The organism is Shewanella litorisediminis (assembly GCF_016834455.1).
In the GTDB taxonomy this organism is placed as follows: domain Bacteria; phylum Pseudomonadota; class Gammaproteobacteria; order Enterobacterales; family Shewanellaceae; genus Shewanella; species Shewanella litorisediminis.
In genome coordinates this window covers 2,977,299-2,992,312 of the sequence record NZ_CP069213.1, presented here as the reverse complement: position 1 = coordinate 2,992,312, position 15,014 = coordinate 2,977,299, and the positions used below count along the sequence as shown (strand labels likewise).

The following is a 15,014-nucleotide window of genomic DNA, read 5'->3' as shown; positions in this document are numbered from 1 at the left end:
GTGGACAGCAACATCGCTCAGAATGCTTTTCACCGAGGCTCCAGGCATACAGCCGGGCCTCGATGGCAGAAATAGTCAGGCTGATTACTTGCCGGATGGGATCTGCTGGGTAATGCAGTGGATGTTACCACCGCCGAGCAGGATCTCACGGGCAGGCACGCCGATAACCTTATGCTCAGGGAAGATTTCTTCCAGAATGCGCTGAGCTTCACCGTCGGTCGCTTCGTCCAAAAGCGGGTAGACGATACGGTCGTTGGTGATAAGGAAGTTCACGTAGGAACCGGCCAGACGGCCTTCGGCCTCACGTGGCACGCCGGTGCCGCTCTCAACGCCGGCAGACTCTTCCTCGGTGCAGTACAGCGGGCCAGGCTGAGGCAGCTTCCATACTTTAAGTTTACGGCCCTTGGCATCGACCGCGGCTTCAAGCACTTTCAGCGCGGCAACAGAGCGCTCATACTGCGGGTCGTTCACATCGTCGGTCCAGTGCAGGGCCACTTCCCCTGGGCGTACAAAACAGCAGATGTTGTCGATGTGGCCATCGGTCTCGTCCATGTAAACGCCGTCACCCAGCCAGATAAAGCTTGTCACGCCAAGATAGTCGCGCAGGTGAGCTTCGATTTGCTCTTTGGTGAGGTGTGGGTTGCGGTTTTCGTTCAGAAGGCACTCGGCGGTAGTGAGGCAGGTGCCTTCGCCGTCCACATGGATGGAGCCACCTTCGAGGATAAGCGGCGCCTGGTATCTGTCCATGCCGTGCTGGGCGAGCATCTGGGCTGCCACTTTTTCATCCTGATCCCATGGATAATACAGGCCGCTCTTGTGGCCGCCCCAGGCGTTGAAGCCCCAATCGATGCCACGGCACTCGCCGGCGGCGTTGGTGACCACAGTGGGGCCTGTGTCACGGGCCCAGCAGTCATCGCTGTTCATCTCAACCAGGGTCACGTGGGCGGGCATGATGGCGCGGGCCTTATCCATAAACTCGGCTGGAACCCCCATAAACACTGGCGTGGCGCCGCCAATGGCATCGGCTACCTTGGCAAAGGTCGCCTGTGCGAAGCGACCGGCTTCGCGCCAGTTATCTGGGCGATAGGGCCAGATCATCCAAACGGCCTGCTGGTGTGCCCATTCGGCTGGCATGGTGAAGCCATCACTGGCGGGAGTAGAGTTAATGGTCTTGATGCTCATCGCTGTGTCCTTGCGACCCTGTATCGGCATTAAGCCACGCAGGGGCGGTAATGGGAAAATGGCTCATGCCGTTATGTCTTGCGCCGCCGTCTGGCAGCATGGCAGCGCGGTGAAATTAATCTTAGCTTCGAACGTCCAGAATCCCAGCGTGGGTATTGTGGCACGGGCAAGCCTGGAGACTTTTTCGAAGCAATGGCTCAAGGCAATCGATCAAGTCTGCCACTTAAACCCGCCAATCAAACCCGCCACTCAAACGCAGTGAAGCCTTATCGAAAAAGCCTTGCATCACAGGGACAAAGTCGAAGCCTTCACAGTGTAAGAAGTTGCACTGCCATACAACAAATGAATAAGATGTATATGCCCATAATTGATATGAATATTGGTCATGAAACTCCATCAACTCGACCTTAACCTGCTGCTTGCCTTTGACGCCCTGATGACCCAGGGCAGCGTGACCCGCGCGGCCGAGTCCCTCTTTATCAGTCAGCCGGCCATGAGTCATGCCCTTGGCAGGCTGCGCACCGCCTTTGGCGATCAACTTTTGGTGCGCACCCCGCAGGGTATGGTGCCAACACCCCGCGCCCAGCATCTGCACAGCGGCGTGCGTCAGGCGCTTAGGCTTTTGGAGCAGCAGCTCAGCGAAGAAGAAGCGTTCGATCCCCAAAGCTCACGGCGCCGCTTTGTGCTGTGCACCACCGACTATGTGGAGTGTGTGCTGATGCCGCCTTTGATGCAGCGGCTAAATGAGCTCGCCCCCGGCGTCAGTATCGAAATCCGTATCCTGCGGGATCGTTTGCCGGAGGCGGAGCTGGCATCCGGTGAGATAGACTTGGTGCTGGGCTTTGATGAATACATGCAGGTGCCGGCGTATCTTGGCAAGGAGACCTGGCTGACCGAGCCATTGGCAGGTTTGGTGCGCAAAGACCTACCCGGTGTTGGCGAGCAGATTGCGCTTAGCGAACTTATCGGCATGGCCCATGTGTTTCACTCCCCCCTTGGCACCTCAGAAGCAAGGCTCGATAACTGGCTTGAAAGTCAGGGTTTGTCGCGGCGTATTTCGGTGAACAGCCAAAGCTATATGTCGGCGGCGGCGATTGTGTGCCGTAGCGACTATCTATTGGTGCTGCCCAAAAAGGTGGCAGATTTGCTGGCTGAACACTGGCCGATGAAGCGGTTGCAGCTGCCCGAGGATGTGCCTGGCTATCACCTGAACTGCGTTTGGCACCCGGCGCTTGGTGCTCATCCGGCGCTGATTTGGCTTCGCAGCCTGATGAAGACGTTGGTGAGCGGCTAGATTTTCTATTTTCAACAGATAAATAAAAAGGGCGACTGAAGAGTCGCCCTTTTTTATGGGATTAGGCTCAGGCCTTTTCTGGAATACGCTCCAGCACCGCCAGCAGCAGCTGCCAGTACTGGCCCACGGTTTCGATGTTGACCATCTCATCCGGGCTGTGGGGGAAGCGAATGGTGGGGCCAATGGAGACCATGTCCATCTCGGGGTAGGGCTTCTTAAAGAGGCCACACTCGAGACCGGCGTGAATAACCATGATCACAGGCTCTTTGTTGTAGATGTCCTGATAGGTTTCGCGGACGATGGCCATCACAGGTGAGCTGTTGTCCGGCTTCCAGCCAGGGTAGGCTCCAGAAAGCTCGATTTCACCGCCGGCGAGGTTAGACAGCGCAATCAGCATGCCTTCAACCTGGGTGCGGCCAGAGTCAATCAGTGAGCGGATAAGGCAGAGAATTTTTACGTCCTGCTCGCTTGTGGTAATAACGCCCACGTTCAGCGAGGTCTCGGTGACACCGGCCACTTCATCGCTCATGCGCATTACGCCGTTGGGGCAGGCGTTCAGCAGGTCGATAAAGGTGTTCTGGCTGTGCTCGCTCATCACCCGCTTGGGCTCGGCGACTTCGGTCAGGGTCAGAACGGCGCCGGGATCGGCAATCGCCAACTCTTCACGCACCAGGGCTTCAAAGGCACTGACGGCGTCTTTCAAGCCTTGCTCGTGCTCGGCCGGTACCATCAGGGTCAGGCCAGCTTCGCGGGGAATGGCGTTACGCAGTGAGCCGCCGTTGAAATCGGCCAGCTCCAGCTGCAGAGCCTCGACGTTTTCAAACAGGAAACGGGCCAGCAGCTTGTTGGCGTTACCACGGCCAAGGTGAATGTTCACTCCGGAGTGACCACCCTTGAGACCAGACAGGGTCAGGGCAAAGCTCTTGTAACCCTCGGCAGGGGCTTCCCACACCATGGGCAGGGTGATTTCGGCATCCACACCACCGGCGCAGCCCATGTAAATTTCGCCTTCCTGTTCGGAGTCGGTGTTAATCAGGATTTCGGCATCCAGGTAACCCGCTTCCAGACCGAAGGCGCCGGTCATACCGGCTTCTTCGTCTATGGTCAGCAGCACTTCCAGTGGGCCGTGGGGAATGTCATCGCTACCAAGGATGGCCAGGGCAGATGCCATACCGATGCCATTGTCGGCGCCAAGGGTAGTGCCACGGGCCTTTACCCACTCGCCGTCCACATAGGCTTCAATGGGATCTTTGGTGAAGTCGTGTACCTTGTCGTTGTTCTTTTGCGGCACCATGTCGATGTGCGCCTGGATCACCACAGTCTTGCGGTTTTCCATGCCGGCGGTGGCACCCTTGCGGATGATAAGGTTGCCGACCTTGTCTACTGTTACGGCCAGGCCCTTGTCCTTGGCCCAGGTCTGAATATGCTGACTCAGGGCGGCTTCGTGTTTGGACGGATGGGGAATGGCACAGATTTGTTCGAACCACTGCCACAGGGGCTGAGGGTAGAGCTGATTAATAGCAGTCACGGAATACTCCCGGCTTTTTTGTCATGACTGGGCGGTGCGCCCTTGATTGCGCCGAGTTTACCACAGTGTGTTGCCCGGGTGGATGGGCAAACATCCATGCCGTGGAAGCCAAAGTTTCCAGTGAAACGTCTTATCCCGGGTGGCAAATGAAACTGATTGCAGGAATAATCAGCCGAGCCTTGCAATACACAATCAAAACAAAAGGACGGGTCATGTTTCAGGCACAATTTGTTGTTGAACAGGATGAAAATGGCATCTTCGCCGGCGAGGGCTTTGATGCGCTCTTGGTGCTGAGCCCCTCACTGGATGCAGTTTCCTTCGATGAAGTACGTCTGTTGGCAGGTCACGCCGCCAGTATCGACAACCGGGTGGGAAAGACCACCACCTTACTGCTGGCACCGGGCCTCGCCGGTGGCCGCTTGATTTACGCCCCCATCGGCAGTAGCTATGGCGATTACGAAGACGTGCGCTCAGTGACCCAAGCTGCCCGCAGCGCCATTGCCATGGCAAGAGACGCAGGTGCTTCCCGGCCACTGCTGGCGGTGTTTGGCCGTGACGATAAGGCTGAAGCCATGCTGGCTGCCGCTCTGGGCTGTGGACAGGAATTATGGACCAGCCTTGAGGCCCGGGAGCAGGGCGCTGCCCCTTGCAGTATCGAAGCCATCGGCCTTTATGGCGCCGATGAGTCGCTCGCCACACTTGCCTGTGCCCTTGAAACCGGCCGCAATCTTGCCCGGGACCTGTGCGGCACCGAGCCTGAACGTATGTCGGCGCCCGCTTTTGCTGATTACTGCGTTAAAGCTTTTGAGGGCAGCAACATCCACACCCGGGTGATTGAAGGCCGCGATGAACTGGAGCGCGACTATCCGCTGCTAAGCGCCGTTGGCCGCGCCTCTTTTGCGGTGGGTCGTCACCAGCCAAGAGTCGTGAAACTCGAATACCTGGGCGAGGGCGAGATTGAGCGTACCTTCCTGTTTGCCGGTAAAGGCGTGGTGTACGACACAGGCGGCGCCGATTTGAAAATTGGCGGCGCCATGGCAGGCATGAGCCGTGACAAGGGCGGCGCAGCCGCCGTGGCAGGCCTGATGAAAACCCTGTCTTTATTGAAACCCAAAGGGATCCGTGTAATTGCTGAACTCGGACTGGTGCGTAACAGCATTGGCTCTGAGGCTTTTGTCACCGATGAAATCATCCCAAGCCATGCCGGTGTGCGGGTGCGCATTGGCAATACCGATGCCGAAGGCCGACTGGTGCTGGCTGACATCTTAAGTCACCTGCGTCAAAAGGCCGTGGGCGCCGTCAACCCGGAGATATTTTCGGTGGCAACCCTGACTGGCCACGTGGTTCGCGCCTACGGAGGTTATCCGGCGGCAGTGGCCAACTCGGTGGCCCATAGCGGCGGCGTGACCGGTGTGATTGCTGCACTCGGTGACAGCGTTGGCGAGCCCTTCGAGGTTTCCAGACTGCGCCGGGAAGACTTTGACAAGATTAAGGACGTGTCCGGTGCGTCGGATATTTTGTCTTCCAATAATGCGCCTTCGTCTGTTACGGCCCGTGGTCATCAGTTCCCGGCGGCGTTTCTTATCCGCGCCTCGGGCCTGGAAGCCCACGGTCTTGGCAGTGATAAACCCTTGCCCTATGTGCATCTGGACATTGCCGGCAGTGCCACAGAAGGGGACCCTTTGTATGGTAAACCAACCGCATCGCCTTTGGCGGTAATGTGTCATTACATTACAAAATAATTACACAATTTATAACTTGTTGAAAAAAAGCGGAATGCCTTAGGTGTTCCGTATTTTTATCCGACATCCATCACAAATAACCCCAGTTTTAATGTGTAATAAAATTACAGAAAATCACCTAAAACAAAAAATATTCAAATAATGCTTGTAATAAAACTACAGTTGGGTATACTGGCTCTCGTTGACAGGGCAAGATGCCTGTCACCTCTAGTCAATCCAGGATGGATACCTCTCCAGGGAACCGAGTGACAAGTTGTCTCCACGGAAATGAGAATCTCTAGCTCCAGGGAACCGAGCCAAGCTTTGCTAGAGTACTTACTGACTTGTTAATTTGGAGCTTATGACTATGTCTTACACTGGTAAAAACGCTTTCGTTTGGCAGAACACCTGGTTTAACGCGACTCTGTTGCGCGGTGGTCTGTACAGTATGACTTTTAAGGGCTAATCGTCCCCTCTATGGCGATTCAAGGGCTTAACTACCCCTTCTTGAAGTAGTTTCCATCATCCATCAACCTTTGTGTTACCCCTTTGGGTACTTTTGGACTCAAGTAGTATGTTGATTCGCATCATTCAACATACCAAGGTGTTTCCGCTAGCGCGGTAATTCTTTTCCCATCCGGGACGCTTGAAACATGTCTTTGCCTGCTCATTGAGCAGGCTTTTTTTTATCCATCGAAAGCTTCCTTTCTAACCATCGCAATCGATTGCATTCTGCGCCAGCGCCCGCCTTGGGCATTTGTTCTGGCCTGACCAGGGGAAAGCCCCTATAATCTGCGCCGAATCGAGAATGTTAAGGCATTTTTACATTCACCCTCTCGTACCCAATACTAAAACAAGATCAAGGAACCCAGTTCCATGTTAGAAAAACTCTTTAAACTCAAAGAAAACCAAACGACCTTAAAGCAGGAAGTGGTTGCGGGTTTAACAACCTTCCTGACCATGGCGTACATTATTTTCGTCAATCCCATGATGTTGGCCGATGCCGGTATGGACCATGGCGCCGTGTTTGTGGCGACCTGTCTTGCGGCGGCCGTAGGCTGTTTGATCATGGGGCTGATGGCCAACTATCCCATCGCACTTGCGCCCGGTATGGGCCTTAACGCCTTCTTTACCTACACAGTGGTCGGTGAAATGGGCTACAGCTGGGAAACGGCGCTCGGTGCCGTGTTCATGTCCGGTGTCTGCTTCCTGATTTTGTCGCTGGTGCGCATTCGCGAATGGATTGTGAATTCCATTCCCATGTCGCTGCGTCTTGGTATCGCTGCCGGTATCGGTCTGTTCCTGGCGCTGATTGGCCTCAAGAGCGCGGGTATTGTGGTAGCCAGCCCTGCCACCCTGGTGACCATGGGCGACATCAAGGCCTTTCCAGCTGTGATGGCGGTTCTGGGCTTTTTCCTCATCATCGCCATGGTAAACCGCGGTATGAAATCCGCCGTTATCCTGAGCATTCTGGCCATTACCGGTCTGGGCCTGCTGTTTGGTGACATCCAGTACAATGGTCTGGTTTCGGCGCCACCGTCAATCGCCCCCACTTTTATGAAGATGGATCTCTCAGCCGTGCTCGAAGTGAGCATGCTGTCGGTGGTGTTTGCCTTCCTGTTTGTGGATCTCTTTGACACCTCAGGCACCCTGGTTGCTGTAGCGCAGCGCGGTGGTTTCCTCGATGACAAGGGCCGCCTGCCTCGTCTGAACCGTGCCCTGACCGCCGACAGTGTGGCAACCATCGCCGGTGCGGGTCTGGGTACCTCCACCACAACCAGCTATATCGAGAGTACTGCCGGTGTGAGTGCCGGTGGCCGTACCGGTTTAACTGCCGTGGTCGTGGGGCTGTTGTTTTTGGCCGCGCTGTTTATCTCGCCGCTGGCGGGTATGGTACCGGCTTATGCCACCGCAGGTACCCTGTTCTACGTGGCCATTCTGATGATGTCGGGCCTGGTACATGTAGAGTGGGAGGACATCACCGAGGCGGCCCCCGTTGTGGTGGTGTGTCTCCTGATGCCGCTGACGTTCTCTATTGCTTCCGGTATCGCCTTTGGCTTTATCTCCTACGCGGCTATCAAGGCCCTGAGTGGCCGTTTCCGCGACCTGAATGTGGGCGTTGTGGTGCTGGCACTGCTGTTTGTGGCCAAGTTTGCCTTTGCCTGATAGTCCCCTCACAGTCTGATAGATTAAGGGTCATACAATGTATGGCCCTTTTTTTATGTATTTTTTTAACTTGAGCGCTTTTTGTGGCAAATATCCATCGGCGCCGTTGTGCAAGGGCGGTTGCTTTGGGTATAAGGTGAGTTCGGCTTTTTTACATGGATCAAGATGAACTCGAGTGTGCAGGGCTACCGACGGGTAGTGGTGAAACTGGGGACCAGTGTACTGACATCCGGCAGCAAGTCGCTGGATAAGGCACACATGGTGGAGCTTGCCAGACAAATGGCAGGGCTGATGAAGTCAGGTGTGGAAGTGGTGTTGGTGACCTCGGGTGCCATTGCAGCCGGTCGTGAACACCTGGGCTACCCGGTTTTGCCCGACACCATGGCCAACAAGCAACTCCTGGCCGCTGTCGGGCAAAGCCAGCTCATTCTCGCCTGGTCACAACTGTTCAGTATCTACGGATTGCACGTGGGCCAGCTGCTGCTGACCCGGGCTGATCTTCATGACCGTGAGCGTTATCTCAATGCCCGCGACACCCTCAATGCGCTGCTCGCACAGGGGATTGTCCCCATCATCAACGAAAACGATGCGGTGGCGACCACCGAAATCAAGGTGGGGGATAACGATAATCTGTCGGCCCGGGCGGCGCTCCTGTGTGATGCCGACCTCCTGATGCTGCTCACCGATCAGAAAGGGTTGTTTGATGCCGATCCCCGCAAAGAGCCCAATGCGCGCCTGATCCCTGAGGTTGAGCATATCGACGACAGCCTGCGACTGCTGGCAGGTGGCTCTGTGTCAGGCCTTGGCACAGGTGGGATGGCCACCAAGTTACAGGCCGCCGACATTGCCCGCCGCGCCGGAGTGGAAGTGATTATTGCCTCGGGTCATCATCCGGAAGTGATTTTCAAGGCGGCCCGCCGCGAGGCTGTGGGTACCCGTTTTCTGGCCATTGAGAGCCCACTGGAGAGTCGTAAGCAGTGGATTTTGGCCGGCCCCAAGGCGAAGGGGCGCCTGCTGCTGGATCTAGGTGCCGTGGCCGCAGTGACCTGCCGGGGCCGCAGCCTGTTATCGAAAGGCATCACAGGGGTTGAAGGCCTGTTTGAACGTGGCGATACCCTTGAACTGGTGAGTCCCGATGGCCGTGTGGTGGCCAGAGGTATTGCCCGCTATCAGTCGCAGGCATTGAATCTGATTGCCGGTAAGCACTCTGACGAGATTGAACCCCTGCTGGGCTATGACTATGGCGATGCCGTGGTGCACCGCAACGACATGGTGGTGTTGGAAATGATTGGGGAGGCCAGGTAATGGACACACAGGCTTATTTGCTGCAATTGGGGCAGGCCGCCAAGCGTTCGGGCTTTGCACTGGCAAACCTTGGCGTGATTGCCAAGAACCGCTTGCTTGGCCGTATTGGCACTGAACTTCAGCTGGCATTTGACGATATTTTGGCCGCCAACGGCAAAGACGTGGCTGCGGCGCGCGCGTCGGGTTTGGGTGAAGCCATGATTGACAGGCTGCTCCTCAATGAAGACCGGCTCAAGGGCATCATTGCCGATATCGATAACGTGATTTCCCTTGCCGACCCCATAGGCGAAGAGTTTGACAGTCGGCTACTGGATAACGGCATGCGCCTGTGCCGTCGCCGGGTCCCCTTGGGGGTAATTGGGGTGATTTATGAGGCCCGCCCCAATGTCACCGTAGAGATTGCCGTGCTGGCCCTGAAAACCGGTAATGCGGTCATTCTTCGCGGCGGAAAAGAAACCCGCGAGTCGAATATCGCACTGGCCGCTGCCATTCGCCGTGCATTGGCCAGCGAAGGCTTGCCGGAAGATTGCGTGCAGCTGATTGATAACCCGGACCGTGCCCTGGTCAGTGGCCTTTTGAAGCTGGATAAATTCGTCGACATGATAGTGCCAAGAGGCGGGCAGGGATTGCAGCGTCTGTGTGCCGAGCAGGCCACCATCCCGGTCATTTTGGGTGGCATAGGCATCTGCCATCTTTACCTGGACAAGGACGCCGACACAAATCGTGCAGCAGACGTGATTATCAATGCCAAGGTGCAGCGCCCCACCGTGTGTAATGCGCTGGACACCCTGCTTATCCATCAGGACAAACTTGGCTGGTTGCCAAAGCTTGCACAGTCTTTGCAGGAGAAAGGCGTGAAGCTGGTAGCCTGCGAGCAAAGCCGTAAACAGCTTGATGGCGCAGGTATTGCCTCTGAAGCTGCTTCTGATGAGAGTTTCGGGACAGAATGGTTGTCCCTGACCCTGGGGGTGAAGGTGGTTTCGGATATCGATGAGGCCATCGCCCATATCCGCCACTACTCATCCGGGCACTCAGAGGCGATTCTCACCGATAATCTTGCCGCTGCGACCCACTTTATGAATGAGGTTAACTCGGCCGCTGTGTATCTGAACGCGTCCACCCGCTTTACCGATGGTGGCCAGTTCGGGCTTGGCGCCGAGGTTGCAGTCAGCACCCAGAAACTGCACGCCAGAGGTCCCATGGGGCTTGAGGCCCTGACCACCTATAAATGGTTGGGAATTGGCGATTACACTTGCCGATAAGCGCCAACGCAGTGTTGGTCAGTTGCATTAAAAAAGCCGCATGCTGCGGCTTTTTTAATGGGCAAATTCCGGCTCAACCGCCGCTTGGGGCGTGGCTATGTTGCATCACTTGGTTGCATCTGTGAGTGGCCTTGCCTGAGTCATGGTTTGTGGCCGCTCATAATGTTCACCCATTAACTCTTTGAACCGCTCTTCTTTGGGGAAAACCGGCGGATTAACGATATGGTCCACAATCGCCACAGTCCATACCAATACCAAGGCGGCGCAAATCAGCAGACTCATAATTCGAAAAGCGATTATTGGATCCTGAGCGTGGGAAAAGTACTTAAGTTGCACATTGCGGTTTAAATAAATCGCCGGAAACAAAAACATGGCGTACAGCAATAATGCGGTGGTAGTGAAGATATTGCCGTAGTAATGGTCGACAACAATCATGACAATACACACAGACAAGGCACTGAAACGAAGGCGTTTTTCAGCCATGGATGACAGGTTGAGTATTGGGGTGCCGTTGATAACCAGGCTCATGCTCTTGCGCTCTCCTTTGCACTTGAGGTTTAAAGTTATAAACCTGTTAACTGGTGTTTTCAACCTTGTTGTGCCGAATTTGCTGCATGAGTGGTGAAATTGACCAACAGATTGGGGAGTTGGCTTAATGCTGAAAACCTTAATTCATCAAGTCATTGATAAATATGAATATAAATTTTGGCATTCTCTTTGCTGAGTACAGGAATCAATCTGCGCCTGTTTACTGAATGGAGAATAAACATGAAACCTGTCCTGACCGCTGTGACCCTCGCGACCATACTGATAGCTGCGCCTGTGCTTGCCGGGGAGAGAACGCTTTCACAAACCTTTGCGTATCAGGGAGAGACCCTCTATCTGGACGTGGGAGTGGGCGAAGTAGAGATAGAGGCCGGTGACGGCGATGAAGTTAGTGTGGAAGTGGTGCTGACCCCGGCCAAAGGCTCTGGATGGCTCTTTGGCGGTAAAACGGATATCAGCGAAGTTGAACTTAACACCAAGATAACAGAGGGTAAACGCCTGGTATTGTCACTCAATGACAATGACGACCTCAAGGAACACTGGCGCATAACCTTGCCTGCCGATGCGGCCGTATCCGTTGATATGGGCGTTGGGCGAATCGCCACATCCGGTTTGGATAACAGCCTGGAAATCGATTTGGGTGTAGGCGAGGTGCAGGTAAACCACAGCCATGACTATGGCAGTATTTCGCTGCACTCAGGAGTCGGTGAGGTCAACTTCCTCCGCAATGGTCAGCAGCAGCCGATCAGCCAGGCGCTGGTGAGCCAGAGTTTTCAATCCCAAAGCAGCGGAACAGGCAAGCTGAAGGTTGACGTCGGCGTTGGCGAAGTAGGCATTCAGCAGCTTTAACCGATGCTGTAGAGTGACTTAGTGAAAAAAGGCCCTGTGCAGGGCCTTTTTTCATGATTTGACGGTTTCGGTGTGACTGCCCAGCCAGCGCGGCAGCCATTGCTGCAGGGCCAATGCACTGAGAATAAGGCCAAGGCCGATAAAGGTGGAAAGCCTGATATCTTCACCAAGCACCAGTGCGATAAAGCCAATCGACAGCACAGGTGAGAGAAATACCAGGGTGCTGATGCTGGCGGTGCGTTCACTGCTTTTGAGTGCCATCAGCCAGAGCACGAAGGTTACGCCCATCTCAAACAATCCCACATACACGGCGGCGGCAAGGCCTTTGCCGGAAAAAGTAGGCAATCCCTGCGTCATTAGCATAGCCACGGTCACAAAGGGCAAGCCTATCAAAAAGCTGAGCAGCAGACTCACCACAGGATCGCCCTTATCCTTGGTATTCACTATCCAGTAGAGACACCAGAGCAGGGTGCTGGTCAGCGCCATCACAATACCGGTTGGCTCCGAGAGGGAAAACCCGGCCAAACTGCCTCCGGTGGCAATCACAAATACACCGCCGTAGGCGACCAAGGCCGCTATCAGGTCGGTCTTGCGAAGCTGTTGACCGAGCAAAGGCACGGCCAGCAGCGGTAATAAAATGGCCCAGGTGTAGTTGAGTGATAACGCCTGCTGCGCCGGCAGGAGATCGTACGCCTTAAAGAGCACCAGATAATAGAGGAATGGATTGAGGAGCCCGGTTTGCAGATAAAACAGGGGTCTTTCCTGCCACTGACGGACGACATGCCTGAGTTTTCCCTGAAACCCCAGAATGGCCCCCAAGGCCAGAATGGAAGTGATGACAGCAATAAACAGCAATTGCAGAGGTGAATACTCGGCCAACGCCAGTTTAAAGGCGGTCGCAACGGTAGACCACAAAAGCACCGCGGCCATACCGTACAGATAGGCCAGATTTGAGGTTTTCAACTAACAGATTCCTGTGACTCGAGACAAACCGGTCAACCCGAACGGGTCAACGCTTCGATTGCATGCATTATACGTGTTTGCGGCCCTGATTCTGTAAAAAGGATCAAAAATTTTTGCTCAGCCCTTGTAATCGAAATGACTGACCCAATATAGGCGTTAAGGATGATATGGCGAGCGATGGAACCGGGGCTTGAAAACCCAAAATCCCGTCCCCATATCGACATCAGGTAACGAATTATTGCGTGACAGAATTTTTTGGAGGACTCCATGGGTAAGATTATCGGTATCGACCTCGGCACAACCAACTCTTGTGTAGCTGTGCTCGATGGCGGCAAGGCGCGAGTGATTGAAAACGCTGAAGGCGATCGCACTACGCCCTCCATCATTGCTTTTACTGAAGACGAAACGCTGGTGGGCCAGCCTGCAAAACGCCAGGCCGTGACCAACCCAACCAACACCTTCTTCGCTATCAAGCGTTTGATTGGTCGCCGTTTCAAAGATGACGAAGTACAGCGTGATGTGAACATCATGCCATTCAAAATCATTCAGGCTGACAACGGTGATGCCTGGGTAGAAAGCCGCGGCAAGAAGATGGCACCTCCTCAGGTGTCTGCCGAAGTGCTGAAAAAGATGAAGAAAACGGCTGAAGACTTCCTCGGTGAAGAAGTCACTGAAGCGGTTATCACTGTACCTGCTTACTTCAACGATGCGCAGCGCCAGGCTACCAAAGATGCCGGCCGTATCGCGGGTCTGGAAGTAAAACGTATCATCAACGAGCCAACTGCTGCGGCGCTGGCCTATGGTATCGACAAGAAGCAGGGCGACAACATTGTGGCCGTGTATGACCTCGGTGGTGGTACTTTCGATATCTCCATCATTGAAATCGACAACAACGACGGCGACCAGACCTTCGAAGTACTGGCTACCAACGGTGACACTCACCTGGGTGGTGAAGACTTCGACAACCGTCTGATCAACTACCTGGCTGACGAGTTCAAGAAGGAGCAGGGTCTGGATCTGCGTAACGATCCTCTGGCCATGCAGCGTCTGAAAGAAGCCGCTGAAAAAGCCAAGATTGAGCTGTCCAGCACCAACCAGACCGAAGTGAACCTGCCGTACATCACTGCCGATGCCACAGGTCCAAAACACCTGGTGGTGAAAGTGACCCGTGCCAAGTTGGAATCTCTGGTTGAAGACCTCATCCAGCGCTCTCTGGAGCCTTTGAAAGTGGCTCTGGCCGATGCGGACCTGTCTGTGTCTGACATCAACGAAGTGATTCTGGTGGGCGGTCAAACCCGCATGCCAAAAGTGCAGGAAGCGGTAACCAACTTCTTCGGCAAAGAGCCTCGTAAGGACGTAAACCCTGACGAAGCCGTGGCAGTCGGTGCTGCCGTGCAGGCGGGCGTGCTGGCCGGTGACGTAAAAGACGTACTGCTGCTGGACGTAACCCCACTGTCTCTGGGTATCGAGACCATGGGTCAGGTAATGACCAAGCTGATTGAAAAGAACACCACTATTCCTACCAAGGCAAGCCAGGTGTTCTCTACTGCCGACGATAACCAGAGCGCCGTGACCATCCACGTGCTGCAGGGTGAGCGTAAGCAGGCCAGCGCCAACAAGTCTCTGGGTCAGTTCAACCTGGAAGGTATCGAGCCTGCTCCACGCGGCATGCCTCAGATTGAAGTGACCTTCGACATCGACGCCGACGGTATTCTGCACGTGTCTGCCAAAGACAAGAAGACCGGCAAAGAGCAGAAGATTACCATCAAGGCTTCTTCTGGTCTGTCTGATGAAGAAGTCGCACAAATGGTACGCGACGCTGAAGCCCACGCCGACGAAGACAAGAAGTTCGAAGAGCTGGCTCAGGCCCGTAACCAGGCCGATGGTCTGGTGCACGCGACCAAGAAGCAGGTAGAAGAAGCCGGTGAAGCGCTGGGCAGCGACGACAAGGCCAAGATTGAAGCGGCCATTGCTGAAGTTGAAAAAGCAGTGAAGGGCAACGACAAAGAAGCCATCGACACTGCCACCCAGTCACTGATTGAAGCTTCTGCCAAGCTGGTAGAAATCGCTCAGGCCAAGGCGCAGGGCGCCCAGGGCAGCGCTCAGGGTAGCTCTGCCGAGAAGACCGCAGACGATGTGGTTGACGCCGAGTTTGAAGAAGTGAAAGACGACAAGAAGTAATAGGCCCGGCCTATTAA

The 15,014-nt window shown here is 54.9% G+C and carries 11 protein-coding genes; 7 read left to right on the top strand and 4 right to left on the bottom strand.

Annotated elements, in window-relative coordinates; translation table 11 throughout:
- Positions 1-84: 84 nt before the first annotated feature.
- Positions 85-1,182 (bottom strand): agmatine deiminase, encoded by a 1,098-nt coding sequence (gene aguA / locus JQC75_RS13075; RefSeq protein ID WP_203324513.1) that lies wholly within the window; start codon positions 1,180-1,182, stop codon positions 85-87.
- A 385-nt stretch (positions 1,183-1,567) separates the two neighbouring features.
- Between aguA and JQC75_RS13070 the strand changes: the two genes are divergently transcribed.
- Complete coding sequence (locus tag JQC75_RS13070) at positions 1,568-2,476, top strand: LysR family transcriptional regulator (protein ID WP_203324512.1); 909 nt, start codon at positions 1,568-1,570, stop codon at positions 2,474-2,476.
- Between the two features lie 67 nt (positions 2,477-2,543).
- On the opposite strand, the gene JQC75_RS13065 is transcribed toward JQC75_RS13070, so the two are convergent.
- Entirely contained in the window at positions 2,544-4,004 is a 1,461-nt protein-coding gene (locus JQC75_RS13065) for an aminoacyl-histidine dipeptidase (protein ID WP_203324511.1), read from the bottom strand.
- 212 nt (positions 4,005-4,216) lie between these two features.
- Here JQC75_RS13065 and JQC75_RS13060 point away from each other — a divergent pair, with 212 nt between their 5' ends.
- From JQC75_RS13060 to JQC75_RS13045, 4 genes are all read left to right on the top strand, one after another.
- On the top strand, positions 4,217-5,746 hold the full coding sequence (locus tag JQC75_RS13060) for a M17 family metallopeptidase (RefSeq protein ID WP_203324510.1): 1,530 nt from the start codon (positions 4,217-4,219) through the stop codon (positions 5,744-5,746).
- A gap of 855 nt (positions 5,747-6,601) precedes the next feature.
- Entirely contained in the window at positions 6,602-7,891 is a 1,290-nt protein-coding gene (locus JQC75_RS13055; RefSeq protein ID WP_203324509.1) for an NCS2 family permease, read from the top strand.
- A 165-nt stretch (positions 7,892-8,056) separates the two neighbouring features.
- The gene (gene proB, locus JQC75_RS13050) at positions 8,057-9,196 is read left to right on the top strand and encodes a glutamate 5-kinase (protein WP_203324508.1); all 1,140 of its coding nucleotides are present in this window, start codon (positions 8,057-8,059) and stop codon (positions 9,194-9,196) included.
- Complete coding sequence (locus JQC75_RS13045) at positions 9,196-10,458, top strand: glutamate-5-semialdehyde dehydrogenase (RefSeq protein WP_203324507.1); 1,263 nt, start codon at positions 9,196-9,198, stop codon at positions 10,456-10,458. The genes proB and JQC75_RS13045 overlap by 1 nt, the downstream gene beginning before the upstream one ends.
- 105 nt (positions 10,459-10,563) lie before the next feature.
- On the opposite strand, the gene JQC75_RS13040 is transcribed toward JQC75_RS13045, so the two are convergent.
- Positions 10,564-10,986 carry a hypothetical protein gene (locus tag JQC75_RS13040; RefSeq protein WP_203324506.1) on the bottom strand — a complete coding sequence of 141 codons (423 nt, stop codon included), beginning with the start codon at positions 10,984-10,986 and terminating at the stop codon, positions 10,564-10,566.
- Between the two features lie 240 nt (positions 10,987-11,226).
- Here JQC75_RS13040 and JQC75_RS13035 point away from each other — a divergent pair, with 240 nt between their 5' ends.
- Positions 11,227-11,853, top strand: coding sequence for a hypothetical protein (locus JQC75_RS13035; RefSeq protein WP_203324505.1), 627 nt, complete (start codon positions 11,227-11,229; stop codon positions 11,851-11,853).
- 51 nt (positions 11,854-11,904) lie between these two features.
- On the opposite strand, the gene JQC75_RS13030 is transcribed toward JQC75_RS13035, so the two are convergent.
- Positions 11,905-12,816 carry a DMT family transporter gene (locus JQC75_RS13030; protein ID WP_203324504.1) on the bottom strand — a complete coding sequence of 304 codons (912 nt, stop codon included), beginning with the start codon at positions 12,814-12,816 and terminating at the stop codon, positions 11,905-11,907.
- A 267-nt stretch (positions 12,817-13,083) separates the two neighbouring features.
- Between JQC75_RS13030 and dnaK the strand changes: the two genes are divergently transcribed.
- On the top strand, positions 13,084-14,997 hold the full coding sequence (gene dnaK / locus JQC75_RS13025; protein WP_203324503.1) for a molecular chaperone DnaK: 1,914 nt from the start codon (positions 13,084-13,086) through the stop codon (positions 14,995-14,997).
- Positions 14,998-15,014: the final 17 nt, after the last annotated feature.

Coding starts and splice junctions, on each gene's coding strand:
- aguA (WP_203324513.1), bottom strand. CDS start 1,182: ATGAGCATCAAGACCATTAACTCTACTCCCGCCAGTGATGGCTTCACC.
- JQC75_RS13070 (WP_203324512.1), top strand. CDS start 1,568: ATGAAACTCCATCAACTCGACCTTAACCTGCTGCTTGCCTTTGACGCC.
- JQC75_RS13060 (WP_203324510.1), top strand. CDS start 4,217: ATGTTTCAGGCACAATTTGTTGTTGAACAGGATGAAAATGGCATCTTC.
- JQC75_RS13055 (WP_203324509.1), top strand. CDS start 6,602: ATGTTAGAAAAACTCTTTAAACTCAAAGAAAACCAAACGACCTTAAAG.
- proB (WP_203324508.1), top strand. CDS start 8,057: ATGAACTCGAGTGTGCAGGGCTACCGACGGGTAGTGGTGAAACTGGGG.
- JQC75_RS13045 (WP_203324507.1), top strand. CDS start 9,196: ATGGACACACAGGCTTATTTGCTGCAATTGGGGCAGGCCGCCAAGCGT.
- JQC75_RS13040 (WP_203324506.1), bottom strand. CDS start 10,986: ATGAGCCTGGTTATCAACGGCACCCCAATACTCAACCTGTCATCCATG.
- JQC75_RS13035 (WP_203324505.1), top strand. CDS start 11,227: ATGAAACCTGTCCTGACCGCTGTGACCCTCGCGACCATACTGATAGCT.
- dnaK (WP_203324503.1), top strand. CDS start 13,084: ATGGGTAAGATTATCGGTATCGACCTCGGCACAACCAACTCTTGTGTA.